The 24,567-nt window shown below is 73.0% G+C and carries 20 protein-coding genes; 15 read left to right on the forward strand and 5 right to left on the reverse strand.

Features of this window, described 5'->3' with window-relative positions; all coding sequences use genetic code 11:
- Position 1: 1 nt before the first annotated feature.
- Positions 2 to 1,228 (reverse strand): MFS transporter, encoded by a 1,227-nt coding sequence (locus tag ACWCP6_RS06610; protein WP_450931250.1) that lies wholly within the window; start codon positions 1,226 to 1,228, stop codon positions 2 to 4.
- 286 nt (positions 1,229 to 1,514) lie between these two features.
- Between ACWCP6_RS06610 and ACWCP6_RS06615 the strand changes: the two genes are divergently transcribed.
- From ACWCP6_RS06615 to ACWCP6_RS06655, 9 genes are all read left to right on the forward strand, one after another.
- On the forward strand, positions 1,515 to 1,913 hold the full coding sequence (locus ACWCP6_RS06615) for an ArsR/SmtB family transcription factor (protein ID WP_450931251.1): 399 nt from the start codon (positions 1,515 to 1,517) through the stop codon (positions 1,911 to 1,913).
- Between the two features lie 370 nt (positions 1,914 to 2,283).
- Positions 2,284 to 2,775: a tetratricopeptide repeat protein gene (locus tag ACWCP6_RS06620; protein ID WP_450931252.1), complete on the forward strand. Its 492-nt coding sequence runs from the start codon at positions 2,284 to 2,286 to the stop codon at positions 2,773 to 2,775.
- A gap of 423 nt (positions 2,776 to 3,198) precedes the next feature.
- Positions 3,199 to 4,389, forward strand: coding sequence for a cupin domain-containing protein (locus ACWCP6_RS06625; protein WP_450931253.1), 1,191 nt, complete (start codon positions 3,199 to 3,201; stop codon positions 4,387 to 4,389).
- A gap of 164 nt (positions 4,390 to 4,553) precedes the next feature.
- Positions 4,554 to 5,831 carry a cupin domain-containing protein gene (locus tag ACWCP6_RS06630; protein ID WP_450931254.1) on the forward strand — a complete coding sequence of 426 codons (1,278 nt, stop codon included), beginning with the start codon at positions 4,554 to 4,556 and terminating at the stop codon, positions 5,829 to 5,831.
- Positions 5,828 to 7,105, forward strand: coding sequence for an MFS transporter (locus ACWCP6_RS06635; RefSeq protein ID WP_450931255.1), 1,278 nt, complete (start codon positions 5,828 to 5,830; stop codon positions 7,103 to 7,105). Before ACWCP6_RS06630 ends, ACWCP6_RS06635 begins: the two co-directional genes overlap by 4 nt.
- Entirely contained in the window at positions 7,102 to 9,069 is a 1,968-nt protein-coding gene (locus ACWCP6_RS06640; RefSeq protein WP_450931256.1) for a M13-type metalloendopeptidase, read from the forward strand. The genes ACWCP6_RS06635 and ACWCP6_RS06640 overlap by 4 nt, the downstream gene beginning before the upstream one ends.
- A gap of 134 nt (positions 9,070 to 9,203) precedes the next feature.
- Entirely contained in the window at positions 9,204 to 11,156 is a 1,953-nt protein-coding gene (locus ACWCP6_RS06645; RefSeq protein ID WP_450931257.1) for a S9 family peptidase, read from the forward strand.
- A 59-nt stretch (positions 11,157 to 11,215) separates the two neighbouring features.
- Positions 11,216 to 12,520: a hydantoinase/carbamoylase family amidase gene (locus tag ACWCP6_RS06650; RefSeq protein WP_450931258.1), complete on the forward strand. Its 1,305-nt coding sequence runs from the start codon at positions 11,216 to 11,218 to the stop codon at positions 12,518 to 12,520.
- 19 nt (positions 12,521 to 12,539) lie between these two features.
- The gene (locus ACWCP6_RS06655; protein WP_450931259.1) at positions 12,540 to 13,133 is read left to right on the forward strand and encodes an LOG family protein; all 594 of its coding nucleotides are present in this window, start codon (positions 12,540 to 12,542) and stop codon (positions 13,131 to 13,133) included.
- Between the two features lie 38 nt (positions 13,134 to 13,171).
- Here the strand turns inward: ACWCP6_RS06655 and ACWCP6_RS06660 are convergent, their stop codons facing one another.
- Positions 13,172 to 14,176 (reverse strand): LuxR C-terminal-related transcriptional regulator, encoded by a 1,005-nt coding sequence (locus ACWCP6_RS06660; RefSeq protein ID WP_450931260.1) that lies wholly within the window; start codon positions 14,174 to 14,176, stop codon positions 13,172 to 13,174.
- A gap of 203 nt (positions 14,177 to 14,379) precedes the next feature.
- Here ACWCP6_RS06660 and ACWCP6_RS06665 point away from each other — a divergent pair, with 203 nt between their 5' ends.
- The 5 genes from ACWCP6_RS06665 (at position 14,380) to ACWCP6_RS06685 (ending at position 18,003) form a co-directional block, all read left to right on the forward strand.
- Positions 14,380 to 14,694: a hypothetical protein gene (locus tag ACWCP6_RS06665; RefSeq protein WP_450931261.1), complete on the forward strand. Its 315-nt coding sequence runs from the start codon at positions 14,380 to 14,382 to the stop codon at positions 14,692 to 14,694.
- 199 nt (positions 14,695 to 14,893) lie between these two features.
- Positions 14,894 to 15,079: a hypothetical protein gene (locus ACWCP6_RS06670; protein ID WP_450931262.1), complete on the forward strand. Its 186-nt coding sequence runs from the start codon at positions 14,894 to 14,896 to the stop codon at positions 15,077 to 15,079.
- A 61-nt stretch (positions 15,080 to 15,140) separates the two neighbouring features.
- The gene (locus tag ACWCP6_RS06675; protein ID WP_450931263.1) at positions 15,141 to 16,181 is read left to right on the forward strand and encodes a streptomycin biosynthesis protein; all 1,041 of its coding nucleotides are present in this window, start codon (positions 15,141 to 15,143) and stop codon (positions 16,179 to 16,181) included.
- Between the two features lie 267 nt (positions 16,182 to 16,448).
- Positions 16,449 to 17,636, forward strand: coding sequence for an aminotransferase class I/II-fold pyridoxal phosphate-dependent enzyme (locus tag ACWCP6_RS06680; protein WP_450931264.1), 1,188 nt, complete (start codon positions 16,449 to 16,451; stop codon positions 17,634 to 17,636).
- A gap of 67 nt (positions 17,637 to 17,703) precedes the next feature.
- Entirely contained in the window at positions 17,704 to 18,003 is a 300-nt protein-coding gene (locus ACWCP6_RS06685) for a hypothetical protein (RefSeq protein WP_450931265.1), read from the forward strand.
- Between the two features lie 58 nt (positions 18,004 to 18,061).
- Here the strand turns inward: ACWCP6_RS06685 and ACWCP6_RS06690 are convergent, their stop codons facing one another.
- Positions 18,062 to 20,131 carry a HelD family protein gene (locus ACWCP6_RS06690; RefSeq protein WP_450931266.1) on the reverse strand — a complete coding sequence of 690 codons (2,070 nt, stop codon included), beginning with the start codon at positions 20,129 to 20,131 and terminating at the stop codon, positions 18,062 to 18,064.
- Positions 20,132 to 20,309: 178 nt separating this feature from the next.
- Between ACWCP6_RS06690 and ACWCP6_RS06695 the strand changes: the two genes are divergently transcribed.
- Positions 20,310 to 20,498 (forward strand): hypothetical protein, encoded by a 189-nt coding sequence (locus ACWCP6_RS06695; RefSeq protein ID WP_450931267.1) that lies wholly within the window; start codon positions 20,310 to 20,312, stop codon positions 20,496 to 20,498.
- A gap of 157 nt (positions 20,499 to 20,655) precedes the next feature.
- On the opposite strand, the gene ACWCP6_RS06700 is transcribed toward ACWCP6_RS06695, so the two are convergent.
- Positions 20,656 to 22,608, reverse strand: a complete 1,953-nt coding sequence (locus tag ACWCP6_RS06700) for a protein kinase domain-containing protein (protein WP_450931268.1) — start codon at positions 22,606 to 22,608, stop codon at positions 20,656 to 20,658.
- Between the two features lie 172 nt (positions 22,609 to 22,780).
- The gene (locus ACWCP6_RS06705; RefSeq protein ID WP_450931269.1) at positions 22,781 to 24,424 is read right to left on the reverse strand and encodes a DNA repair helicase XPB; all 1,644 of its coding nucleotides are present in this window, start codon (positions 24,422 to 24,424) and stop codon (positions 22,781 to 22,783) included.
- Positions 24,425 to 24,567 lie beyond the last annotated feature (143 nt).

A 24,567-nucleotide genomic window follows, 5' to 3' on the forward strand; every position in this document is an offset into this window, starting at 1 on the left:
GTCACGGCCCCCGGCGCCCCGCGCCGGGGGCCGTGGCCGTTTCCGGGGCGCTGCGGGAGGACGGACCGGCCATGGCGGTGGGGGCGTCGGCCCGTGGTTCCCGGGTCGTCAGCGCCGCCACCACGAGCGCAGCCAGCGTCAGCCCCGTCGCCGCCCACGGGAAGTGGTGGTCCCCCAGAACCGCGATCGCCGCGCTGCCCGTCGCTCCCGCCGCCGCCACCCCGAGGTACAGGGCGCTGCTGTTCAGGGACATCAGCAGCGGGGCGCTGGGCGGGTCGACGGCGGCCAGACGGGCCGGCAGGGCCACGGCGACCGACCAGGCGGCGAGCGGGCTGAGCGCCGACGAGACCAGGGCGGTCGTCATGGACTGCATGGTCCAGGGGACGAGGGCCGAGACGACCGCGTAGCCGGCTCCGCCCGCCAGCAGCACGGCTCGCGGCCCCCAGCGGTCCACGAACCGGCCGCCGAGCTGGCTGCCGGCCACGGAGGCGACGCCGGAGGCCAGCAGAAGCAGCGTGAGGCGGTCCTGGTCGCCGCCGGTCGCGGGCCGTGCGGCGACCGTGAAGTAGATGAACACGGTCTGGAAGGCCAGGAAGAACAGGAACGTCGTGGCCGTGGCGCCCAGGACCCGGCGGTCGCCCAGCGGTGTCAGCCGGTCGCGCAGGCAGAGGGCCGTCGTGGGCGCCGGAAGCCCCCGCAGCAGGGCCGCGAGCCCCGTGAAGGCCGCCGCCCCGAGACCCGTCACCAGCCACATCGTCAGCCGCCAGTCGGTGCGGCCCAGCCAGGTGCCGAGCGGTACGCCGAGTGCGGTGGCGACCGTCAGGCCGCCCATCACCGTGGCGAGGGCCCTGCCGCGGCGCTCCGGTGGTACGAGGGCGGTGGCGACGGCGTTGGCCGTCGGGGTGTAGAGCGCGGCGCCGGCCGCGGCCAGCACCCGGGTCGCGAGCAGTGCCCCGAACGACGGGGCCAGGGCCGTCAGCACATTGGCGGCCGTGAACACGGTCAGCGCGGTGAGCAGCGTACGGCGGCGCGGCCAGCGGGCCGTGGCCGTGGCGAGCACCGGGGCCAGGACGGCGTACGACAGGGCGAAGACGGTCACCGTCTGGCCCGCCGCCGAGATCGAGATGCCCAGGTCGCGGGCGATGAGCGGCAGGATGCCGGCCATCACCATGCCGTCGGTTCCGACGGCGAAGGTGCCGAGAGCGAGCAGTAACAGACGTAGACGCACGGGTCCCCCAGTGTCCGGCTGCGCACCAGAAATGTTTGATGCTAGTCAAACGATATGGGTTGTTGGATGCTTGTCAAACGGTTTGGTGGCGAGAAAGAGTGCGGACATGGGCGCAGGGCAAGGCAGCGGCACGGAGGGTGAGTTGGCGCCCCGGCCGCAAGGAGGCGAGTCGCACGACGAGTTGCTGTCGCATGCGCAACGAACCGCTGCAGAAGGGCAGTTGACAGCCCAAACGCAACCAGGCGACGAGAGCGGCGAGTTGTCGTCGCGCTCCCAAGAGGCGGCCGTGGACAGCAAGTTGTCCGCTGCGTCGAAAGGGGCGGACGTGGAAGGCGAGTTGTCCGCATCTCCGCAGGAGGTAGCAACGGAGGGTGAGTTGCTGCCGCAGCCCGACGTCGCCGACATCGAGCTGGTCAAGGTGCTGCACGCGCTCGGCGACCCCGTGCGGCTGTGGCTGCTCAAGGTGTACTCCGGTGCCGAGCAGTTCAGTTGCAAGCCCGAGGCCCTCGGGCTCGGGCACCTCCACAAGTCGACTGTGTCGCACCATATGCGGATCATGCGCGAGGCCGGGATCACCTCGACGCGGGCCGTCGGGCGCAACCGCTACGTCCAGCTGCGCCGCGCCGACCTCGACGCCCGGTTCCCCGGTCTCGTGGACTCGCTGCTCGTCTCCATGCCCTGGTGACGCCCGTGAACGAAGAAGGAATCCTCGGCCCTGTTCATCTGCGTCCCATGGCGCAGTTGAACTCGTTGACCCGAATACCGGCTCCCGGCGAAGATTTCATCAGTCGCCGGGAACGGCCCGGGGAAAAGGCGAAAGGAAGTGAATCGCGATGGAGAACGTCGAGTTCGACGACATCGAGTTCATCGAGACGGCCGAGGAGCTGCTCGCCACCTCCTACTACAAGAACATCCAGTAATTGTTCTTGAGGTAGCGCAGTGGTGAAGGGCGGCGCCTCGTGCGCCGCCCCTCGCCGCCGCACCGTACCCATCACATCGCAAAAAGAGTGCTGAGCGCGCAGTTCGCAGAGCGCGCAGAGCTGGAAGGTTTCGCCGTGACGGCATCAGAGACGTCCTGGGAAGACCGCATCGCCTCCCTGTGGGCCCGCATCGACGACCACGAGGAGGACGACTTCCGCGCGAGGATCGACGAACTCGCTGCGGAGCTTCCCGCGGACGATCCGAGAGCTTCCTTCGAGCGCGCCTGCGCCTTCGACTCCACCGGCCACTCCGACAGGGCCGTGCCCCTCTACCGACAGGCGATCGACGCCGGTCTCACCGGCGAGCGCCGCCGCCGCGCGGTCATCCAGATGGCCAGCTCGCTGCGGAACGTCGGCCGCGTCGACGAGAGCGTCGCCCTGCTGGAGGCCGAGCGCAAGGCCGGCTCCGACAACCTCGACGACGCCGTCGCCGGCTTCCTCGCCCTCGCCCTCGCGGACACCGGACGGGAGCGGGAAGCCCTGTCGTACGCGCTCGTCGCGCTCGCCAAGCACCTGCCGCGGTACAACCGCTCGCTCGCCAACTACGCGCAGGATCTGACCGCGTAGGCATTTTCACCCCTGCACAGCCCGGGTGTCATCGTGCGATGACGCCCGGGCTTTTTCTTTTCCCTTTCCGGCCCCCTGTTCCACGGAAAGTTTCGTGTTCATCTGCGTCCCGCGACGCAGTTGAACTCGTTGACCCGAATACCGGCTCCGGGTGAAGATTTCATCAGTCGCCGGGAACGCCCCGGGGAAAAGATGAAGGGAAGTGAATCGCGATGGAGAACGTCGAGTTCGACGACATCGAGTTCATCGAGACGGCCGAGGAGCTGCTCGCCACCTCCTACTACAAGAACATCCAGTAATTGTTCTTGCAGTAGCCCTGTGGTGAAGGGCGGCGCCCTGTGCGCCGCCCCTCGCCGCCACGGGGCCGCAGGCCACCCCGGCTTCCCACGCCCCATACGCAATCGAATTCACTGAGAGGCAGGCATGGCGGACTACGCATTCGCGGACCTGGTGGGGGACGAAGACGTCTTCTTCGCCGAGTACTTCAACAAGAAGCCCATGCTGCGGAAGAACGCCGTGCCGGGGGACCCGCGCGACATACTCTCGCTGCGCAAGCTGGACCAGCTGGTCAACCTCGAGGTCGTCCGGCCGCCGTACATCAAGGTCAACCTCAAGGGCAACGGTGTGCCCGAGCAGGGCTACACCCGCAACGTCGTCGTCCAGGGCCAGACCATCACCGATGTGGTCGACCCCGGGAAGATCTACGAGCTGTTCCGGGCCGGCGCCACGGTCACCTGGTGCTCGCTCAACCAGATCGTCCCCGAACTGCGTGACTTCACGCGGATCATCAGCGACAGGATGGCGGTGCGGACCGACTCGGTCGCCTTCCTCACGCCCACCGGGAAGAAGGGCTACCCGCCCCACCACGACCCGGTCGACCTGTTCATCGTCCAGCTCGAGGGCACCAAGCACTGGAAGCTGTGGAACCCGCCGGCCGCGCGTCTGGGAGACAACGCGCAGTACACCCTGGAGGGCCTCGGGGAGCCGGAGATCGAGGTGTCCCTGCAGCCCGGTGACGTGCTCTACCTGCCCTACGGCACGCCGCACGCGGCCGTCGCCGAGGGCAAGGCCTCGCTGCACCTGTCCATCATGATGCGGCCGCGCATGTGGCGGGACCTGCTGCGGGAGACCGTCGAAGAGCTGGTCGCCGACGAGGTGTTCACCGAGTACCCGCACATCGGCGAGGCACGCGACGTCGAGGTGGGGGCTGCCTTCAAGGAGAAGATCCGCGAACTGACCGCCCGCCTGGAGTCGGTGGACTCGGCCACCGAGCTCGACCGGCTCGCCGACCTGGGCCGGCGCCTGGAGGGCAGCTCGTCGGGCACCACCTTCCAGAGCGTCGCCGACCTGGACGACATCGGCCCCGAGGCGCGGCTGCGGCTCGGCAGGGCGCCGCTGACGTTCGGTGATGACGACGGCGGCCGCACCCAGATGACCGTCAACGGTCACAAGATCGCGGTACCCACACCGATCGCCGAAACCCTGGCCGCGCTCGGCCCGGACGCGTCGATCGCGGCGTCCCACGTGTTCCCCGGTGTGGACGAGCTCCGCTCGACCAAGGCCGCTCAGGGACTCACCCGGCTGGGTGTGTTCGAGCTGGTCGCGGCCGGCTGACGGGCTGCCGGTACCCGTTGCGAACCGCCGCGGCCCCCTGGCCGCGGCGGGTTCGCCGGATGTCCGGCGGCATCCCGCCCCGATCGCCGGCACGAGGCAACAGCACGCGGACGACACCGCGACGACCCCGCGACGACACCGCGGAAGAGAAGGCGGAACAGACGGTGGACACCTACTCCTTCGAGGACTTCGTCGGGGACACCGACGTTTTCTTCACCGAGCACTTCAACACGAAGCCGCTGCTGCGCAAGGGAGCGCTCGCGGGCCGTCTCGACGGCCTGCCCTCGGTGCGCACGCTCGACGACATCCTCGCCCTGGAAACGACCCCGCCGTCCTATCTGCGGGTCACCAAGGGCGGCAAAGGCGTGCCCTCCGGCGCCTACACGCGCACGGTCGCGCGCGGCTCGGCCCTCGCCGAGGCCGTCAACGCCGAGAAGGTGTACGAACTGTTCCGCTCCGGCGGCACCGTCACCTGGAACTCGCTCAACCACGTCCTGCCGTCGGCCCGCCGCCTGATGGAGCCCTTCACCGACGCGCTCGCCTGCGAGGCCGAGGTGGTCCTCTTCGTCACCCCGGCCCGCAACGACGGCTTCGCCCCGCACCGCGACTCCATCGACGTCTACGTCGTCCAGGTCGACGGCACCAAGACCTGGCGGGTGTGGGCGACCCCCGAGCACCGCCCGGGCGACGAGGGCTCCTACACGCCCGAGGAACTGGGTGACCCCGTCATCGAGGTGACGCTGGAGCCGGGCGACGTGCTGTACGTACCGCACGGCACCCCGCACGCGGCCGCGGCGAAGAGCGAGCTTTCGCTGCACCTGTCCGTCGGGGTCGAGCCGCGCCGGTGGCGCCATCTGCTCGGGGACACCGTGGCCGCCCTCGTCGAGGAGGACGGCTTCCACGGTGTTCCCCACCTGGCGGACGGGGACGACGCAACAGCCGTCGCCGCCCTCGCCGACCGCCTGGAGCTGCTGCGCGACCGGCTCGCCCGGCTGGACGTCGCCACCGAGGCCAAGCGGCTGGTCGCGGCGGGCCGTGCCCGCGGCGGAGCCGGCCGGAGCAGGGAATTCGCGCGCCTCGCCTCCGTCGACGGCCTCGGCCCCGGCTCGCTGCTGCGCCGCGGCACGGCCCCCGTCGAGATCGGGTCCAGCGACGGCGGCAGGACCGGGCTCCAGGTGGGCGGGCACCGGCTGGCCGTGCCGGACGCGGTCGCCGACGCCCTGCGCGCCCTCGGCACCGACCGGACCGTCACCGCCGGCACGTTCTTCCCGGGGGTCCCCGAGGCCCGCTCCCTGAGCGCCGCCCGTGGCCTCGCCCGCCTCGGCGTCCTCGACGTCGCCCCGGCCGGCGCTGCCCCCATCGCCGTACGCACCGCCCACGAGAGCGCCGTACCGCCCGCGGACGGGACCGCCGTCCCGCCCGCCGACGAGAAGAGGAAGTGAGCCACGAGATGGCCACCGACACCACACCCCCGATCACCGCCGCCGAAACCCCGCCCCCGTCCCGCGCCGCCTGGCGCGACGTCTACTTCCTCGCCGGCATGCGCGGCCTGTCCTTCGCAGGTGACATCGCCGCCGAGACCGCCATCGCGCTCCAGCTCCAGGCGCAGGGCGCCGGTTCGTACGCGGTCATGGCGCTGCTGCTGGCCGCGACCGTCCCGCCGGTCCTGCTGTCCCCGCTCACCGGCAGGGTCGCGGACCGCTTCGACAGCCGGACCCTGATCGTCACCGTCGGCGCGCTGCAGGCACTGATCTGCGTGGCCATGACGATCTGGACCTCGCCCGCCGTCCTCATCGGCCTGTCCGTGCTGCTCTCCGCCGGACTCGCCTTCACGCACCCGGTGTTCGGGGCGCTGCCGAGCGCGATCGTCGGCAAGGACAACGTGCCGCGGGCGTCGTCGATCTCCCAGACCTGGGCGATGGCCGGCATGGTCGCCGCACCCGGTATCGCGGGCTTCCTCATCGGCCGCTTCGGCGTGACCGTGCCGCTGCTGATCGACGCCCTCAGCTTCGCCGCCGTCGTCGCGGGCGGCCTGCTCATCCGCACCCGGCTGCACAAGGGCCGCGGCGACGGCGCCCCGGCCAAGGGCGACGGCGAGCCCGCCGGCACCCCCTACAAGGTCGGCTCCGACCGGTTCCTCACCGCCGTGCTCGTCCTCAGCGGTGCGGTCATGGCGGCGGCCAGCATCATCAACGTCCTGATCGTGTTCTACGTCCGCGAGACGTTCGGCGCGTCCGAGGAGACGTACGGCCTGATCATGTCCGCGTGGATGCTCGGTCTGATCCCCGGCGGGATGCTGGTGCGCCGGCTGAAGCGGGTCAGCCACGAGGCCATCCTCGTCGGCACGTTCCTGTGCATCGGCGTGGCCATCCTCGGCACCGGACTCGCCCCGGGCGTCTGGTGGATCCTGCCCTTCTACGTCCTCGGCGGCATCGGCAACGGCGCCCAGGCCACCGTCACGCACATCCTGCTCAACGTGCGGGTGCCCGACACCCACCGCGGCCGTGCCTTCGCCGCACTCGGGGCCGTCTCCAACACCGGCCCGGCCGTCGGCTACCTGGTGGGCGGCGCGATCCTGAGCTTCACCACACCCCGCTACGGCTTCCTCGCCGCCGGCGTCTTCGCCCTGGCCGCGCTGGCCGTCTTCGCGAACGGCGTGCTGAAGAACTCCGGTGCCGACGCGCCCTCCGGACAGCTGAGCGAGGCCCTGCGATGACCCTGGCCCCGGACCCGGCGGTCGTGCGGACGGACCTGCCGGACGATGTGGAACTCGACCTCTCCGTCAGGCCGCAGGACGACTTCTACCGTCATGTGAACGGACGCTGGACGCACGCCCACGTCCTGCCGGCCCACGGGGCCGAGGCCACCACTCTGACGCTCCTCGCGGACAAGGTGCAGGACGACGTCGAGCAGGTCGTCCACCGGGCCGCCCAGCGGCCCGACGAGAGCGCCACCAGCCGCCGGATCGCGGATCTGTACGCGAGCTTCATGGACGAGGACCGGATCGAACGGCGGGGCGCCGCAGGGGCCTTCGCCGCCGATCTGGCCGCCGTCCACTCGGCTCCCGACCGCGAGGCGCTGGCCCGGGTCATGGGCCGGCTCCAGGCGCAGGGCGTCGGCGGCGCGATGGACGTCTCCGTCGCCGTCGACACCGCCCGCGCCGACGGGTACGTCCTCACCCTGTCCCAGGCAGGACTCGGACTGCCCTCCGCCGCGTTCTACCGGCGCGAGGGCGGCGAGGAGCTGCTGGCGCAGTACACCGGGCACATCCGCACGATGCTCACCCACGCCGGACTGCCGGGCGCGGACCGGGCCGCCGGGGACGTGCTCCGCCTGGAGACCGGGCTGGCCGGCCGGCACGCCGTCCCGCGGCCCGGGACACGGACCCCGGTCCGGGCACTGGCCTGCACGGTGGCCGAACTCGCCGCGCGGGACGGCGGGTTCCCGTGGGCGGCGTGGCTGCGCGGCCTGGGCGACGTACCGGACGGGGCGGCCGTGCGGCTGCGCCAGGCGGACTTCGCCGAGGCGCTCGACGACTGGTGGCAGCGCCTCGGCCTGGACGAGCTGAAGCTCTGGCTGTCCTGGCGGTACGTCCACGAGATGGTGCCGTTCGGGCCGCGTCGCGTCTTCGCGGACAACTTCGCCTTCTACGGGCGGACCCTCAATGGCTTCACCGAACCGCGGCCCCGCCGGATGCGGGTGATCTCCTTCGTCGAGACCTTCCTCGGCGACGCCGTCGCCGAGCGCTATCTCGCCGGGCACCTGGCCCCCGGCACCGTCGAGGCGGCCCGCGAACTGGTCGACGCGCTCGTGGCGGCCTACCGGGAACGCCTGGAACGGGCCGACTGGATGGCGCCGAGCACCCGGGACGCGGCGCTGCGCAAGCTCGACGACATGGTCTTCGAGATCGGCCACCCCGCGGACCCGACGGGCGGGGACGAGGACCTGCGCGTCGACCCGGCCGACCTGCTCGGCAACGTCAAGCGCGGCCGGGCCCGGCACACAGCGCGCGAACTCGCCCGCCTCGGCACGCCCGTCGACCGCTCCGAGTGGAAGATCCACCCCCACCAGGTCACCGCGTACTACCGGCACGGACTCAACCAGGTCGTCATCCCCGCCGGACTGCTCCAGCCCCCCGTCTTCGACCCCGCGGGCGACCCCGCGCGGAACTTCGCGGTGCTGGGTGCGATCGTCGGCCACGAGATGGCGCACGCCTTCGACAGCCGCGGTTCCCGCTATGACGGCCGCGGCCGGCTGCGGGACTGGTGGGCGCCGGAGGACCGCGCCGAGTTCACCCGGCGTACGCGGCTGCTCGTCACGCAGTACGACGGCTACGAACCCGAGGGCTGCCCCGGCCGGCGCGTGAGCGGGGCCCGCACGGTCGGCGAGAACATGGCCGACATCGCCGGAGTCACCGTCGCGCACGCGGCGTTCGCCGCCCGTACGGGCGCGGCGGACCCGGCGCGGACCCGGCGGTTCTTCGTGCACTGGGCGACCATGTGGCGCGCGAAGACCACCCCGGCCCGGATGGCGGAGCGGCTCGCGTCCGACCGGCACGCGCCCGCCGAATTCCGGTGCAACGGGGTGCTCGGACACGTCGGGGCGTTCCACGACGCCTTCGACGTCCGGCCCGGCGACGGCCTGTTCCTCGATCCCGCGGCGCGCTTCGCCCTGCTCTGACACCGGCGCCGAGCCCGACCCCGCGGGCCCTGCCCCACGACGCGCGCCGAGCCCGGCCGGGTGACCGGCACCGGGACCCCGCGCGACCACGATTTCCCGGCTTTCCGCTTCCTGTGACTCTGTGAGGCCACGACATGCTTCCCACCGACATCGATCTGCTCCCCGTCCTCGGGCGCCCCACCCTGTCGCCGGACGGCCGGCACGCCGTCGTGGAGGTCACCCGCGCCGACATGCCGGGCGACGACTACACCACCGAGCTGCTGATCGCGGACACCACCGGGGCGACCCCGCCGCGCCGCATCACCCAGGGCCCGTACGACGGCGCGCCCGCGTTCTCGCCCGACGGACGCTTCCTCGCCTTCCTGCGGCCCGGCGCACACGGCCGCGCGCAGATCCATCTGCTGCCGATGGACGGCGGCGGCGAGGCCTACCCCGTCACCGACCACCCGATGGGAGCCGGGCAGCCGGTGTGGAGCCCGGACTCGGCCCGGATCGCCTACACCAGCCGGGTGCCCGCGCCGGGCCGCTACCAGGGGCCGCCCGAGCAGGAGGCGCCGCGCCGCATCACCACGCTCGTGCACCAGCTGGACGGCTTCGGCTACACCTTCGACCGGCCCCGCCAGGTCTTCGTCACCGACCCGTTCGACGCCGAGGCCCCGGCGCTCCAGCTCACCGACGGCGACTACGACCACGGCGACCTGACCTGGCGCCCGGACAGCGGTCTGCTGGCGTTCGCGGTGGCCCGGCACGAGGAGCGCGGCGACGACTCCCGCGTCGACATCTGGGCCGTCGCCCCCGACGGAACCGGGCTGCGGCCGCTCACGCACGGCGGGATGTACCTGTTCACCCCGCGCTTCACCGCCGACGGCGGCTCGGTCGCGTTCTGCGGCGCCGAGCTCGACAAGAACAACCACTCGTGCGCCACGGCCAGTTACGGCCTCTGGTCGGTCCCCGTGGAGCCCGGCTCCCCGGCCGACGGGCCGGTCGCCCCGCGCCGCCTCACCGGGGACGCGCACCACCTCAGCTTCGCCAGCCAGATGATCTGGCCCGCCGCCGACGGCGTGTACTTCGCGAGCGACCACCGCGGCGAGGTCAACCTCGTCCTCGTGCCGTACGACGGCGGTGAGCCGACGCCCGTCCTCACCGGCCGCCGCCAGGTGGGCGGCTTCGCGGTCGCCGAGACCCCGGACGGCCCGACCGTCGCGGCCGTCGTCGCCAGCGACCGCAGCGCGGGCGACCTGCTGGTGCTGCGCGACGGCACCGAGCGCGTCCTCACGCCGTACGGCGCGGAACTCGCCGCACGCGGCGGGCTCCTGCCGATGGAGGAGTTCACCGCCCACGCCCCCGACGGATACCCCCTGCACGCCTGGGTCGTCCGGCCGCAGGGACCGGGCCCGCATCCGGTGATCTTCCAGGTCAAGGGCGGCCCGTACACGCAGTGGGGCTACACCCTCAACGGGCCGGCCGCCTTCGACGAGGCCCAGGTGTACGCGAGCGCCGGGTACGCGGTCGTCCTCGGCAACCCGCGCGGCTGCTCCGGCTACGGGCAGGCCCACGGCGCGTACGTCCGCGACGACCTGCCGAAGAAGTCCGCCGTCGACCTGCTCGCCATCCTCGACAAGGCCCTGGAGGCCCCCGACCTGGACGGCGGCCGGGTCGGCGTGATGGGCGGCTCCTTCGGCGGCTACATGGCGGCCTGGTTCAACGCGCACCACGGCGACCGCTTCCGCGCCCTGATCGGCGAGCGCGGTCTGTACGCCGTCGACAGCTACGCCGCCACCAGCGACGACGGCGTGGACCTCGCGATCGCCCTGTACGGCGCCGACCGGGACCGCTGGGCCGAGCAGAGCCCGCTGACGTACGTGGACCGGATGGCCACCCCGATGATGATCATCCAGTCCGAGGAGGACCGGCACTGCCCGCCGGAGCAGGCGCAGCGCCTGTTCACGGAGCTGAAGCTGCGCGGTGTGCCGGTCGAGCTGCTGATGTTCCCGGGCGAGTGCCACGACATGTCCCGCAGCGGGCTGCCGAGCCACCGCCTGGCGCGCTTCGCGGCGGTCCTGGAGTGGTGGGAGCGGCACCTGTGAGCGGCCTCGCGGACGTGGTGGGCCTCGCGGACCTTCGACCGGAGCGGGAGGACATGGGAATGAGCGACACCCTGGTGCAGGGCGCCGGCGGACGGCTGAGCCTGGACATCGACGCCGACCGGCTGCTGCGGCGGATCGCCGAACTGGGCCGGATCGGCCTGGACGAGCGGACCGGCGGTATCACCCGGGAGGGGTTCGGTGCCGCCGACCGGGAGGCCCGCGGCTATCTGATGGACGAGGCGCGGGCCGCCGGCCTGGTCCCCACGGTCGACGCCGCCGGGAACGTGATCGTCCGGGCCGGCGCCGCCCGGCCCCGCGACCGGCAGGCCCTGATGATGGGCTCGCACCTGGACACCGTCGTCAACGGCGGCCGGCTGGACGGCGCCTACGGTGTGCTCGCCGCCCTCGAAGTGCTCCAGACCTTCGAGGAACGCGGCGTGGACTCCCCGTACGAGCCGGTCGTGGTGGCCTTCGCCAACGAGGAGGGCGCGCTCTTCCCCCAGCCCTTCTGGGGGTCGATGGCGATCGCCGGACGGCTCGCGGGGCTGCCCCGGGAGCCGCGCGACCACGACGGACGCCCGCTGCGCGAGGCCCTGCGCCTCGCGGGCGGCGACCTGGACGCGCTCGGCAGCGCCGGCTGGCCGCACGGTTCGGTGGCCGCCTACCTCGAACTGCACGTGGAGCAGGGGCCGGTGCTGGAGCGCAGCGGCAACCGGATCGGCGTCGTCGACGCGATCACCGGCCGGACCGTGCTCACCGTCGAGGTGCGCGGCGCGGCCGGGCACTCCGGCACCAGTCCGATGGAGGGGCGCCGCGACGCGCTCGCGGCCGCCGCCCGGGTGGTGCTGGCGGCGGAGCACATCTCGCGGGACCGCGGCCTGTGCCGGGTCGCCACGGTGGGCCGGCTCGACGCCCATCCCAACACCCCGAACACCATCGCCGGTTCGGTGCGGCTCACCGTGGACCTGCGGGACACGGACGTCTGGCGGGCCGCCGCGGCCGAGGAGGCGCTGCGCCGGGCGCTGCGCGCCGTCGCCGAATCCACCGGCACCGAGATCGAGGTGGTCGCCGAGACCCGCTCCGACCCGGTCTCCACGGACTCCGTGCTGCGCGCGGCCATCGAGTGCAGCGCCGACGAACTCGGCCTGGCGCACGAGACCTTGCCGAGCGGCGCCGGGCACGACGCGCAGATGGTGGCCGACATCGCGCCCATCGGGATGATCTTCGTGCCGAGCCTCGGCGGCATCAGCCATGTCCCGGAGGAGGACACGGCGCCGGAGGACCTGGTCGCGGGGGCGCGGGTCCTGTTCCGTACCGCATTGCGCATCACCGGCCTGAGCGGGCAGCCGGCTCGCCAGGAATGACTCCAAGGAGCGGAAAGCCATGCAGACGAAGATCGACAAGAGTCGGCGCATCGCGGTGTTCTGCGGTGCCCGGCCGGGCGTACGGGACGATCACATCGACTTCGCCCGGCGGTTCGGCCGGTCGGTGGCCCGCCGCGGGCTCGACCTGGTGTACGGCGCGGGCGGGGTCGGGGTCATGGGGGCGGTCGCCGACGGGGTGCTGGACGGCGGCGGGGCCGTCACCGGTGTGATCCCGCGCAGCCTGCACGAGCGGGAGCGCGCCGACAACGCGCGCGGGGCGGTCTTCGTGGTCCGCTCCATGCACGAGCGCAAGGCGCTCATGTACCGGCTGTCGGCGGGCTTCGCGGTGCTGCCCGGCGGCATCGGCACCCTGGACGAGCTGATGGAGGTGGCGACCTGGAACCAGCTGTCGCTGATGGAGAAGCCGATCGTCGTGGTCAACCACGGCGGTTTCTTCACCCCCATGCTCGCCATGCTCGACCACCTGGTCGCCGAGGGCTTCCTCAGCGCCAAGGAGCGACGGCTGGTGCAGGCCGCCGAGACGGCCGAAGAGGCGCTGGACCTGCTCGGCTTCCCCGAACCGGCGGCGGCGGGCGCGGCGGTGCCGGCCTGACGGCCCGGTGCGGTACGGGCCGGCGGGCGGCGCGCCGGCTACTCGGAGGTCGCCGGCAGATATCCCTTCTGCACGGCGAGCACCCCGGCCTGGAAGCGGCTGCGGGCGTCCAGGTAGGTCATCAGGCCGTGTGCGATCCGCCGGGCGGTGCGGGGCGACACCCCGAGCCGCTTGGCGATGGTCTCGTCCGTGCAGCCTTGCGCCAGCAGCTTCAGCGCCTCAGACTGCTGACGCGTGAGCGCGCCGGGATCCGGCTGCTGTACACGGGCCTCCAGCGGGTCGGCCGACTGCCACACACTCTCGAACAGGGCGTGCAGGGAGGCGATCATCCCCTGGGAGGTCACCTGGACGGCGCCCGCCGCGGTGTTGTCGGTGTCCGCGGCGAGTATCGCCGCTTTCCGGTCGTAAATGATCATCCGGTTGGGCAGGGAGGGGGCCGTCCGCACCTGGCAGCCCTGTTCGGTGAGCCAGTGCGCGTATTCCATGGTCTCCGGGGAACTGCGGATCGACTCCAGATACACCGTGCGCATCTGCACACCGCGCTCCAGGAGTTGCTCGTTCAGCGGACGTGAGGCCCGCATATTCGCGGGCGTTTGCGGCCCGCCGGGAGCGAAGGTCAGGAGTTCCTCGGTGACCCGATTGTGCAGAGCGGAGAGATGGTCGCGTATGGCGTCGAGCCCCTCGAGATACTGCACACCGGAAGCGGACGGGCCGGGCCGTCGGTGGCCGTCGAATTCGAGAATCAGTTGTGCGGCGGCCGCGCGACTGGCCTCCAGGCGCTGCTGTTGTACGGCGAGCCGGGCCTGCTGCTGGGCCAGCAGGAGTTCCATGCCGACCTGCGGACTGACCGCGTGCAGCTGGCCGGGGTTCTCGGTCGAGGCGCGTACCAACGCCATGGAGCTCAGCCGGTCGAGGGCCCCTCGTACGTCCTGCTCCGGCAGGTCCAGCAGCGCACACAGATCGGCGACCCCGCCCTGGGGATGCGCGAGCAGTGCTCTGTAGACGGACTCCGCGACGGCATCAAGTCCCAGGAGATCAAGCATCGGTTCGGCGGCTCCGGTGTGGTGTCCAGAAAAAGACTGTCGGACCAATACGGCCGATGAACAGCGTGCGAGGGTGATGTGACGGTACGTTGCCGGGCTGTTATCGGCAAGCAGGTGTCCGGAATAGGGCGTTCTGAAGTGGCGTTCTCCACAGCCGTAAGGCGCACTCCTTGTGAATGCGCCTGCGCAGACCCGAGGTAGGCATGTATCTCGTCCATGTACATCTGGCGTCCCATCCACGTGGGGATATCCTGCCGGGCCGCCCGACCGTCGCCGCCATTGCCGGTTGCGGGGCCGGTGTCGACGGTTTCGAGCATGTGAGCGTGCACACGGAAGCCGGTCCGGCTCCGGTTATCGGGATGTATCTGCGGGCTTCTTCTCTCGAAGCCGCCGAGGCGGCCGCCGAGACCCTGTGGTGGCGCTCCTGTACAGCGCATCCCTGGTTGTACGCCTGGGAGTTCAGGCGAGCCGAGGTGCCCCTGCTGCTCTCCGAGTCCAGTCGGCGGAACACGGAATGAATTGTTCCAACGCGTGTTTCAGGCCCTCTTGACTTCTTCGTCGGTCAGTCATGGGTTGCATGCCCGGCACCGGACGCGTTGGACACAGTAGGCCAGGGCCGGTTTGACCCACCCGAAACCTCTGTTCCCGCACCTCGGGCTGGAGCAAGACTTCTGTCCGTCAGCGCACGACAGGACCGCCGACGGAAAGGCAGAAGCAATGTCGCGCAAGATCTCCCGCAAGATGTCCCGCGGCTTCATTCGCGGTGTTCTCGTGGCCGGAGCGTTCGCCATGACCACCGGGGCCGGCGCCACCGCCGCGTCCGCCGCGACCTCCTCCACCGCCCACATCTCCATCGCCCCCGCCGCGCAGGCGAGCACCGAGGACGACCTGGGCTGGCAGTGAGCCGTCACGCACGGCCATGACCCGGTGTGCACTCAGGGGGACTTCCCAGGGGGGAGCTGTTGTGGACCGAGACATACGACATCACGGACAGCAGGAAGAGCGGCGACAACCGCAGCAGGAGCAGAGGCAACGGCACGGAGAACAAGGACAGTCGGGACCGCCCCGGCGGCGCGTCGGACGCGACCGGCAGGGCGAAGGCGGCCGGTACGCGGCCGTGGGGGAGCGGGACGCGGGCTCGACGGACCGGTACCGGGCCTCGGAGGAGCGGTACGGCACCGCGGACGGCCGGTACGGATCCCGGGAGGGCCGGGCCGAAGGCCCGGAGGGGCGGGTCATCGCGGAGAGCGCGGACCGGCCGGAGGCGCAGGAGCGCCCTGTCCCGGCCGACGACCGCATCGCCGCCGCACGGAGCATCTTCGCCTCCCATCCGCTGTGGTCGGACCGCGCGGTCGCGGCGCTGACCGGGCTCTCCGCGAAGAAGGTCGCCCAACTGCGCAGCGGCGCCGCCGCGGAGCGCGGGGCGCGGCGGATCGGCCGCGACGGCCGGGCCCGCCCCGTCGACGCCACGCGGGGCCGGGAGCTGGCCGGAGAGCTCATCAGGAGCGACCCCGGTGCCTCGCTGCGGCAGATCGCGGCGAAGACCGGCCTCGCGCCGGCCACCGTGGCCGACGTCCGGGCGCGGATCCTGCGCGGGGAGAGTCCCGTGCCGGCCAGGCGCGGCCGTGCGGCGCCGCAGCCCTCGGCCGACGTGCCCGTTCCGCTGGCCGAGCGGCGGATGACCCCGCCCGGGCCCCGGTCCCGGCGGGTCGTGCCGCCGCCCGACGAACTCCTGCGCATCTTCGACGCGTTGCGCCGCGATCCGTCGCTGCGGTTCAGCGAGTCCGGCCGCAGCGTGCTGCGGTTGCTCGACGCCTGCGCCCTCGTCGCCCGCGACCGAGGGCGTATCGCCGCCACGGTCCCGGCGCACTGCAAGGAGTCGCTGGCCCAGCTCGCCCATGCGTACGCCGGGATCTGGAACATGCTCGCCGACGACCTGGAGAGCGGGCGCACCGATCTGCCGGGCCCGGCCGGAAAGGGGCGGGTGGCGTCGGTGGGGGTCTGAGGGCCCCGGCGCGAGCCGACGACGGCCGGCGGGCAGGAGCTGTGTTCGAAGGCGCGTGATTCAGGGGCGCCGGACGGGTGGAGGGACGGGGGAGTGAGGGGAAGGCACGGTGCGGTGGCCCGGTCGCGGCCACGGGAGGGTGCGCCGTCGCGTCAGGGGGAGGCACCGGCCGCACCCCGGGAGGCGGCACCTCCGCCACGGCCGGGGCCGTCGTCCCGGAGGACGGCCGCCGCACCCCGGCCCACCGGGAGTGCGGAGGCCGGGGGCGTGGATGTCATCGATCTGGTGTCGCCCGCTTCGCCCCCACCCGAGCCGTGGTTCTCGCGGGCGGTCCGCGCGGCCGGCGCGGAGCTGGCGGAGCACGGACGGCGTACCCGGGAGTGCAGCCCCGCAGGGGTGTGGGAGCTGCGGGCCGCGGTGGCCGAGCGGTACGCCCGGCGCGGTGTGCCGACGGAGCCCGAGCAGATCCTCGTCACGGCCGGCGCGGGCGACGCCTACGCGCTGCTGGCGCGGGAGTTGTGCGCGGCGGGCGACCGGGTGGTGGTCGAGTGGCCGGGGGACCCGCGCCCGGTGCGGGCGGTGCGCGCCGCCGGGGCCGAGGTGGTGCCGGCCGGGATGCTCGACCACGGGTGGGATCTCGCGGTCTGGGCGCGCTCGTTGCGTGTGGCCGCCCCCCGGCTCGCCTGCGTGGCACCCGACTTCCAGCAGCCGACCGGTCTGCTGATGCCGGAGGACCAGCGCCGCGCCCTGGTCGCCCTGGCGGCGGCCACGGGGGTGACGCTGGTCGTCGACGAGACGTCGGCCGGGCCGGGTCCCGCGCCCACGGGCGCCCGCCCCCCGGCGCCGCTCGCCATGCACGACCCCGGCGGCACCGTCGTCGGCGTCGGGTCCGCCGACGGGGCGCTGTGGGCGGGGCTGCGGATCGGGTGGGTCCGCGGGACGCCTCCGCTGGTGCGGCGGCTGGCCGCGCGCCGGGCCGGGGGCGAGCCCGTGCCGGGTGTGCCCGGTCAGCTGGTGGTGCGGCGGCTGTTGTGCGGCGAGGGGGCCCCGGGAGCGGACGAGTGCGCGTTCGCCCGTCAGCGGGCCCGGACGCGGGAGGGACGGGACGTGCTCGTGGCCGCGCTGCGGCGCCGGATGCCCGCGTGGAGCTTCCGGGTGCCGGAGGGCGGTCCGGCGCTCTGGGTGCGCACGGGCGGCCGGTCGGCGGAGGCGTACGCCGCCCGTGCCGAGCGGCAGGGGGTGCGGCTCGCGCCGGGCACCCGCTTCGGGGCCGGCGTCCGTGACGTGGGCGATGTACCCGGCCTGCGCGAGGTGCATCCGCCGGTGCGTGGTGTGCCGTCGGCGCCCGGTGCACGTCACGGACGCCTCGAAGGGTTCCTCCGTATCGCCTTCACCCAGCCTCCCGAGGTCCTGGAGGAGGCGGTACGCCGCATCGCCGCCGTGCCACCGCCGTGAAACCGCGTGCGGCGCCGCCGCGACCGCACGTCCGCGCAGCAACCGTCACGATCACTGGAGGTACGTCATGAAGGTGCAGTACGACACCGTGGCCCACACCCCGGCCCCGCACGAGATCTCCGGCGTCGTCGACGCCCTGGTCACCACGCACCGGGGAGCCGACGGGAGTCTGGCGTTCCATCTCGTCGTCGGGCCGGCGGACCGGCCCGAGGAGTGCGACCGGATCGAGTTCGCCCTCGACCCCGAGCACGCGCGGGCCCTCCTCGGCGCGCACGCCGGTCACCGGATTCCCGGCGACGGCGCCCGGTCGCCGGTGCCGTGCCGCGTCGGCGTCGAGTTCCACGCCGTCGGCCCGGCCCACCGCTAGCCGTCGGCCGGGCCCCGCCCGGCCGACGGCCCCGCGTCGGGGCGCGGCCGGGCCCGTGTCATCGCAGCGCGGCCGGAAGCTCCGTCGTGTGGAGCACCGTCAGACCCGACACCGCGCGGGTCAGGGCCACGTACAGCCTGCGCAGGCCGGTGCGTTCGTCCGGCTCGCCGTCCACGACGGCCGCCGGCTCGTCGAGGACCACGTAGTCGTACTCCAGGCCCTTCGCGAGGGACGCCGGGACGAGGGTGAGGCGGGTGTCGGGGGTCGTCTCCTCGCCGGGCGCCAGAAAGCCGAGTCCCGCGGCCGCCAGCGCATCGGCGAGCGCGGGGATCCGGGCGTCCGCGGCGATCAGGCCGATCGACCCCTCGTGGGCCAGGGACTCGACGCAGGCGTCGACCACGGCCGCGTCGAGAAGGCCGTCCGGTCCGTCGCCGGGACCGCTCTCCACCCGGCGTACCACCAGCGAACCCGGTGTCTCGCGCACCGAATCGACCTGGGCCAGCCCAGGTGCGATCGACGGGAGCAGACGGGAGGCGTAGGCGATCACCTCGCGCGGCACACGGAAGCCCGCCGTCAGCTCCTCGACGATCGCGTCGTCCTTGCCGAGGTGCCGCAGGGCGTCGTCCCAACTCCGTGTGGCCCAGGGGGTGGTGCCCTGCGCCAGGTCGCCGAGCACGGTGGCCGAGCCGGTGGTGCAGCGGCGCCCGACCGCCCGGTACTGCATCGGCGACAGGTCCTGCGCCTCGTCGAGCACCACATGCCCGAGCGAGTGCGTGCGCCGGACGAGGTCGGCCGCCTCGTCGACGAGGACCGCGTCCGCAGGCGACCACTTCGCCGACTTCACGCTCCGGGCGGGCTTCGCCCACAGCAGCGCCTTCTGCTCGTCGTCGTCGAGGATCCCGTCCGCGTGCGCGGCGAGGAAGTCCGCGTCGGACAGCAGGCGCAGCACGAGCTTCGCCGGGTCGACGGCCGGCCAGAGCGCCTTGACCGCCGCCTTCACCGCGCTGTTGCGGGCCACCGCGTCCTGCACCCGGTCGTCGGGCGCCTCGCCCGCGCGCTCCATCTGGACGAGGACGGCGTGCGCGATCCGCTGCGGCAGCGCCTCGCGCGCGGCGCCGTAGCGGATGTCCCGGTCCAGCAACTCGCGGACGATGTCCTCCAGTTCGTACGCCGGAACCCGCCAGCGGCGCGATCCGCGCACCACCACGACGGGTTCGGACGGCATCGTGACGTGCGAGCGGACGGCCCGGCGCAGGACCTCCGCCATCCGTACGTCGCCCTTCACCAGGGCGGTGGCCGGCTCGTCCGTGCCGCGCACCTCCACATGTGCCACCAGGTCGTCGACGGTGGCCTGTTGCACCTCCAGCTCGCCGAGGGCGGGCAGCACCTGCTCGATGTAGTGCAGGAACGACGCGTTCGGCCCGATGACGAGGGTGCCGGTGCGGGCGAGCCGCTCGCGGTGGGCGTAGAGGAGGTACGCGACGCGGTGCAGGCCGACGGCGGTCTTCCCGGTGCCGGGGCCGCCCTGCACGCACACCGTGCCGGACAGCCCCGACCTGACGATCTCGTCCTGCTCGGGCTGGATGGTCGCCACGATGTCGCGCATCGGGCCCACGCGCGGGCGTTCGATCTCCTGCTGGAGCAGCCTGCTCGCGCGGGCCGACTCGGCGGGGTCCGAGAGGTGCTCGTCCTCGTACGCGGTGAGGTCGCCGCCGGTGTAGCCGAAGCGACGGCGCAGCGCGATGTCCATCGGGTCCTTCGTGGACGCCCGGTAGAAGGGCTGGGACACCGGGGCGCGCCAGTCGATGACCATCGGGTCGCCGTCCGCGTCGTGCACGTGCCGCCGTCCGATGTAGAACTGCTCGCCGTCCGCGCCCTCCGCCCGGTCGGCGCCGGGGGCGTGCAGATAGTCGAGGCGGCCGAAGAAGAGCGGGGTGTGGGAGAGGTCGGCGAGGGCCTTGATGCGGTCGTCGATCTGGCGCTGCAGCACCGCCGCGTTCACCCAGTTCGCGGTGACGTCTCTGATGTCGAGGTTCTCGACGTCCTCGCGCATCGCGCGCAGCGCGGACCTCGACGCGGCGAGGTGGGAGCGCTCACGGGACAGCGGGTCGTCGGACGGGCGGGACATGGTGGGGTGCCTCCGGCAGCGTGTGCGTGTGCGACATGGTCGGACGCCGCCCGGTTTCCGTCCGGGCGGTGGCTCTCCGGCTGAGGGAGGCGGGCAGGAGCGGAGATTCTAGGCGACGGGCTCGGGGCGCGACGAATGATTTTTCGCGGGGGCGCCGCGGGAAACCCATCATGGAGACATGAGCATCTATGCCTTCTCCCCCCACCCCGTGCACCGCGGCCCGCCGGGCGCGACCGCCGTCACCGGAACCCGCCACCTCCACCTCGTCGGCGATGCGCTGCACGCCGTCAAGGTCTATGTGAGCGCCGCCTTCCGGGTCGCCGTCCTGGGGGAGTACGCCGAGGACGCGGGGGTCCACCGGCGCTGAACGCCGGTTACCGGCGCGACCGCGGGGCCGCGCCGGCCGAGTGGGGGTTTTCGTGCGCCGTCCCGGTCACGCATCGGGGTCGGCCGGGGGCGGACCGTCAGGGACCGCCCGCCCGGGGGCGCGGTCCTGTCGCCGACGGTCCGGCCGCGGACGGGGGTCAGGAGCGGTCCGCCGAGAACGTCGTGCAGTTGGGGCCGTAGACCAGGCCGTCCAGGTGGTCCGGGGCCGAGGTGTCGTAGGTGGCCTGGAGGTCGACCGTCAGATAGTTCGGCGGTTCGTTGATCCAGTGCGTGGCCCGCAGGGTCAGCACGCCGTTCTGCATCGTCCCCGCCATGGCGAACGAGCCGCGCGGCACCTGGGGGTTCGAGGGGGCCGGATAGAACGAGAACACGGCGTCGGCGGTGCCGTCGTCGTGCTGCTCGACGGTGAGCACCAGCCCCGTGATGCCCTGGTTGCAGACGTAGCTGCCGTTCCACCGGCCGGACAGGTCCGTCACGTCGGCGGCCGGTGTGGAGGGCGTCTCGGAGGGCGTGTCCGACGGCGTCTCGGACGGGGTCTCGGAGGGCGTGTACGACGGGGTGTCGGACGGCGTCTCGGACGGGGTGTACGACGGCGTGTCCGAGGGGGTGTCCGACGGGGTCGATGTGTCCGAGTACGACGGCGACACGTAGGGCGAGGCGCCTCCGCCGAGCACGGCGTCCGCCTGCCAGGCCGCCAGACCGATCGCCAGCACCGCCGCGAGCGCGGAGGCGATCACGATCCCGCGCCGTCTGCGCGGGGAGCCGTCGCGAGCGCCGCCCGGCACCGGCGTCGGCAGCGTCCCCGGCGGCGGGGTCGCGGGCGGCAGGTTCCCCGAGGGCACGGTTCCGGGCGGCGGCGTCGCCCCGCCGAATCCCTGCCCGGCCGGCGTCGGCGGCCCGAACCCCTGGCCCACGGGCGTCGGCGGCCCGAACCCCTGGCCCGCGGGTGTCGCGCCGCCCGCAGCGTCCGACGCGAGCGCGGTGGGCGTGTACGCGGGCGGCGGCGTCCCCGGGACCGGTCCGGTGACGGTGGGCGCCTGGTGGGACGGCGGGTGCGCGCCGCCGGGCGGGGTGGCGGAGCCGGGCGGCGGGGGAGTGCCGGCCGGTACCCCGGGGCCGGCGTCCGGTGCGCCGGGCCCCGGCGTCCCGGGCCCCGCGTCGTCTCCGGCCCCGCCGTCGGCGCCGGACGCCACCCCGTCCCGTACCTCCCGTACCGTCGAGGCCACCTGCGGCGGAAGCCAGGACGCGCTCGTGAACAGCAGGGTCGTACGGGCGGCGCCCGCCGCGTCCGTCAGCTCGGAGAGCAGGCCGTCGACGCCGGGCCGGTCCTCGGGCCGCTTCGCCAGGCACCGTCCGACCAGCCCGCGCACCTCCTCCGGCACCGCGTCCAGGTCGGGTTCGCCGTGCACGATCCGGTACATCAGGCCCTGGGCCGACCCGGTGCCGAAGGGGCCCGTGCCCGAGGCGGTGAACGCGAGGACGGCGCCCAGAGCGAACACATCACTGGCCGGTCCGACCGGCTCGCCGGTCAGCTGCTCCGGGGACATGAACCCGGGCGTCCCGATCACCACGCCGGTCCGGGTGATCGCGCTCGCCTCGGTCGCCGTCGAGATGCCGAAGTCGATGACGCGGGGGCCGTCGGCTGCCAGCAGGACGTTCGACGGCTTCAGGTCCCGGTGCACGAGCCCCGCCGCGTGGATCGCCTCCAGCGCCTCGGCCAGCCCGGCCGCCAGCGTCGTCACGGGGCCCGCCTGCCACGCCCCGTGCCGGGCGACGGCGGTGTCCAGCGAGACGCCCGGCACATAGGCGGTGGCCAGCCACGGCGGGTCCGCCTCGGGGTCCGCGTCCACCACGCCCGCCGTGAACACGCCGTTCACCCGGCGGGCGGCGGCGACCTCGCGGGCGAACCGCTGGCGGAACTCGCGGTCCTCGGCGAGCTCCGGCCGTACGACCTTCACGGCGACGGCGCGGCCCCCCTTGGACCGCGCCAGATACACCCGCCCCATACCGCCGGCCCCCAGCCGGCCGACCACCCGATAGGGCCCGACCCGGTCGGGATCCCCCGCCCCCAGCGCACGCACAGCTTCCATCGGACCCCCCAAGGTCTCCCCCACGGTCTCCCCACGCAGGGCTCACATCATGACGTCAGCAAGCGCTTGTGGGGTTTCCGTTTTCAACAGACTCGGGGTGACTCGCGCGGACTCGGGGTGACTCGCGGAGGATCAGGACGACTCGCGGGAGCTCACCCCGCCTCGCGCCGGCTCAGGCCGAGTCGAGCAGTTCGTCCGCGTCCATGATCCGGTACGCATAGCCCTGCTCCGCCAGGAAGCGCTGCCGGTGGGCGGCGAAGTCCTGGTCGATGGTGTCGCGCGCGACGACCGAGTAGAAGTGGGCCTGGTGGCCGTCGGCCTTCGGGCGCAGCACCCGCCCCAGGCGCTGGGCCTCCTCCTGCCGTGAGCCGAAGGTGCCGGACACCTGGATGGCGACGGTCGCCTCCGGCAGGTCGATCGAGAAGTTCGCGACCTTGGACACGACCAGCACGTTGATCTCGCCCTGCCGGAAGGCCTCGAAGAGCTTCTCGCGCTGCGCGTTCGTCGTCTCGCCCTTGATCACGGGTGCGCTCAGGTGCTCGCCCAGCTCGTCGAGCTGGTCGATGTACTGGCCGATGACGAGGATCTGCTGCCCCGCGAAGCGGCGCACGATGGCCTCGGTGACCTTCCGTTTGGTGTCGGTGGTCGCGCAGAAGCGGTACTTCTCCTCCGCCTCGGCGGTGGCGTACGCGAGGCGCTCCGACTCCGTGAGGTTGACCCGGACCTCCACGCAGTCCGCGGGGGCGATGTAGCCCTGGGCCTCGATCTCCTTCCAGGGCGCGTCGAAGCGCTTGGGCCCGATGAGCGAGAACACGTCCGACTCGCGTCCGTCCTCGCGCACCAGGGTGGCCGTCAGGCCGAGCCGCCGCCGGGCCTGGAGGTCGGCGGTGAACTTGAAGACCGGTGCGGGCAGCAGATGCACCTCGTCGTAGACGATCAGCCCCCAGTCGCGGGAGTCGAACAGCTCCAGGTGCGGGTAGATGCCCTTCCGCTTCGTCGTGAGCACCTGGTACGTCGCGATGGTGACCGGCCGGATCTCCTTCTTCGTGCCGCTGTACTCGCCGATCTCGTCCTCGGTGAGCGAGGTGCGGCGCACCAGCTCGTGCTTCCACTGGCGGGCCGAGACGGTGTTGGTGACGAGGATCAGGGTGGTGGCCTTCGCCTCCGCCATGGCACCCGCCCCGACGAGGGTCTTGCCGGCGCCGCAGGGCAGGACGACGACGCCGGAGCCGCCGTGCCAGAACCCCTCGACGGCCTGCCGCTGGTAGGGCCGCAGCGCCCAGCCGTCCTCGGCGAGCTCGATCGGGTGGGCCTCCCCGTCGACGTATCCCGCGTGGTCCTCGGCGGGCCAGCCCAGCTTCAGCAGGGTCTGCTTGATCTGCCCGCGCTCCGAGGGGTGCACGGCGACGGTGTCCGCGTCGATGCGGGTGCCGACGAGCGGGATGATCCGCTTGGAGCGCAGGATCTCCTCGAGCACCGGCCGGTCGGTCGTCGTCAGCACGAGGCCGTGGGCCGGGTGCTTCAGGAGCGTCAGCCGGCCGTACCGGCCCATGGTCTCGGCGATGTCGACAAGGAGGGCGTGCGGGACGGGATACCGGCTGTACTGCACCAGCGCGTCCACGACCTGCTCGGCGTCGTGCCCGGCCGCCCGCGCGTTCCACAGCCCGAGCGGTGTCACACGGTAGGTGTGGATGTGCTCGGGCGCCCGCTCCAGCTCGGCGAACGGCGCGATGACCCGCCGGCACTCGTCGGCCTGCTCGTGGTCGACCTCCAGGAGCAGTGTTTTGTCGGACTGGACGATGAGCGGACCGTTCACGCGCGTCCCTTTCCTGCACTCGCCGTCCGCGCGAATGCGCGGCCAAACGTCCAGTGTGCACGACCGGCCGCCGATCACGGCCTGGACGGCGGCCGCGTACGGCCGACGACGGGCGTGCCGACCGTCGGGACGAGGACCGGGCC

This window comes from Streptomyces sp. NPDC002004, assembly GCF_053593975.1.

Excerpts from the sequence above, each read along its gene's own strand:
- ACWCP6_RS06640 (WP_450931256.1), top strand. The coding sequence starts at position 7,102 with ATGACCCTGGCCCCGGACCCGGCGGTCGTGCGGACGGACCTGCCGGAC.
- ACWCP6_RS06645 (WP_450931257.1), top strand. The coding sequence starts at position 9,204 with ATGCTTCCCACCGACATCGATCTGCTCCCCGTCCTCGGGCGCCCCACC.
- ACWCP6_RS06670 (WP_450931262.1), top strand. The coding sequence starts at position 14,894 with ATGTCGCGCAAGATCTCCCGCAAGATGTCCCGCGGCTTCATTCGCGGT.
- ACWCP6_RS06660 (WP_450931260.1), bottom strand. The coding sequence starts at position 14,176 with ATGCTTGATCTCCTGGGACTTGATGCCGTCGCGGAGTCCGTCTACAGA.
- ACWCP6_RS06650 (WP_450931258.1), top strand. The coding sequence starts at position 11,216 with ATGAGCGACACCCTGGTGCAGGGCGCCGGCGGACGGCTGAGCCTGGAC.
- ACWCP6_RS06655 (WP_450931259.1), top strand. The coding sequence starts at position 12,540 with ATGCAGACGAAGATCGACAAGAGTCGGCGCATCGCGGTGTTCTGCGGT.
- ACWCP6_RS06690 (WP_450931266.1), bottom strand. The coding sequence starts at position 20,131 with ATGTCCCGCCCGTCCGACGACCCGCTGTCCCGTGAGCGCTCCCACCTC.
- ACWCP6_RS06665 (WP_450931261.1), top strand. The coding sequence starts at position 14,380 with ATGTATCTCGTCCATGTACATCTGGCGTCCCATCCACGTGGGGATATC.
- ACWCP6_RS06700 (WP_450931268.1), bottom strand. The coding sequence starts at position 22,608 with ATGGAAGCTGTGCGTGCGCTGGGGGCGGGGGATCCCGACCGGGTCGGG.
- ACWCP6_RS06625 (WP_450931253.1), top strand. The coding sequence starts at position 3,199 with ATGGCGGACTACGCATTCGCGGACCTGGTGGGGGACGAAGACGTCTTC.
- ACWCP6_RS06685 (WP_450931265.1), top strand. The coding sequence starts at position 17,704 with ATGAAGGTGCAGTACGACACCGTGGCCCACACCCCGGCCCCGCACGAG.
- ACWCP6_RS06695 (WP_450931267.1), top strand. The coding sequence starts at position 20,310 with ATGAGCATCTATGCCTTCTCCCCCCACCCCGTGCACCGCGGCCCGCCG.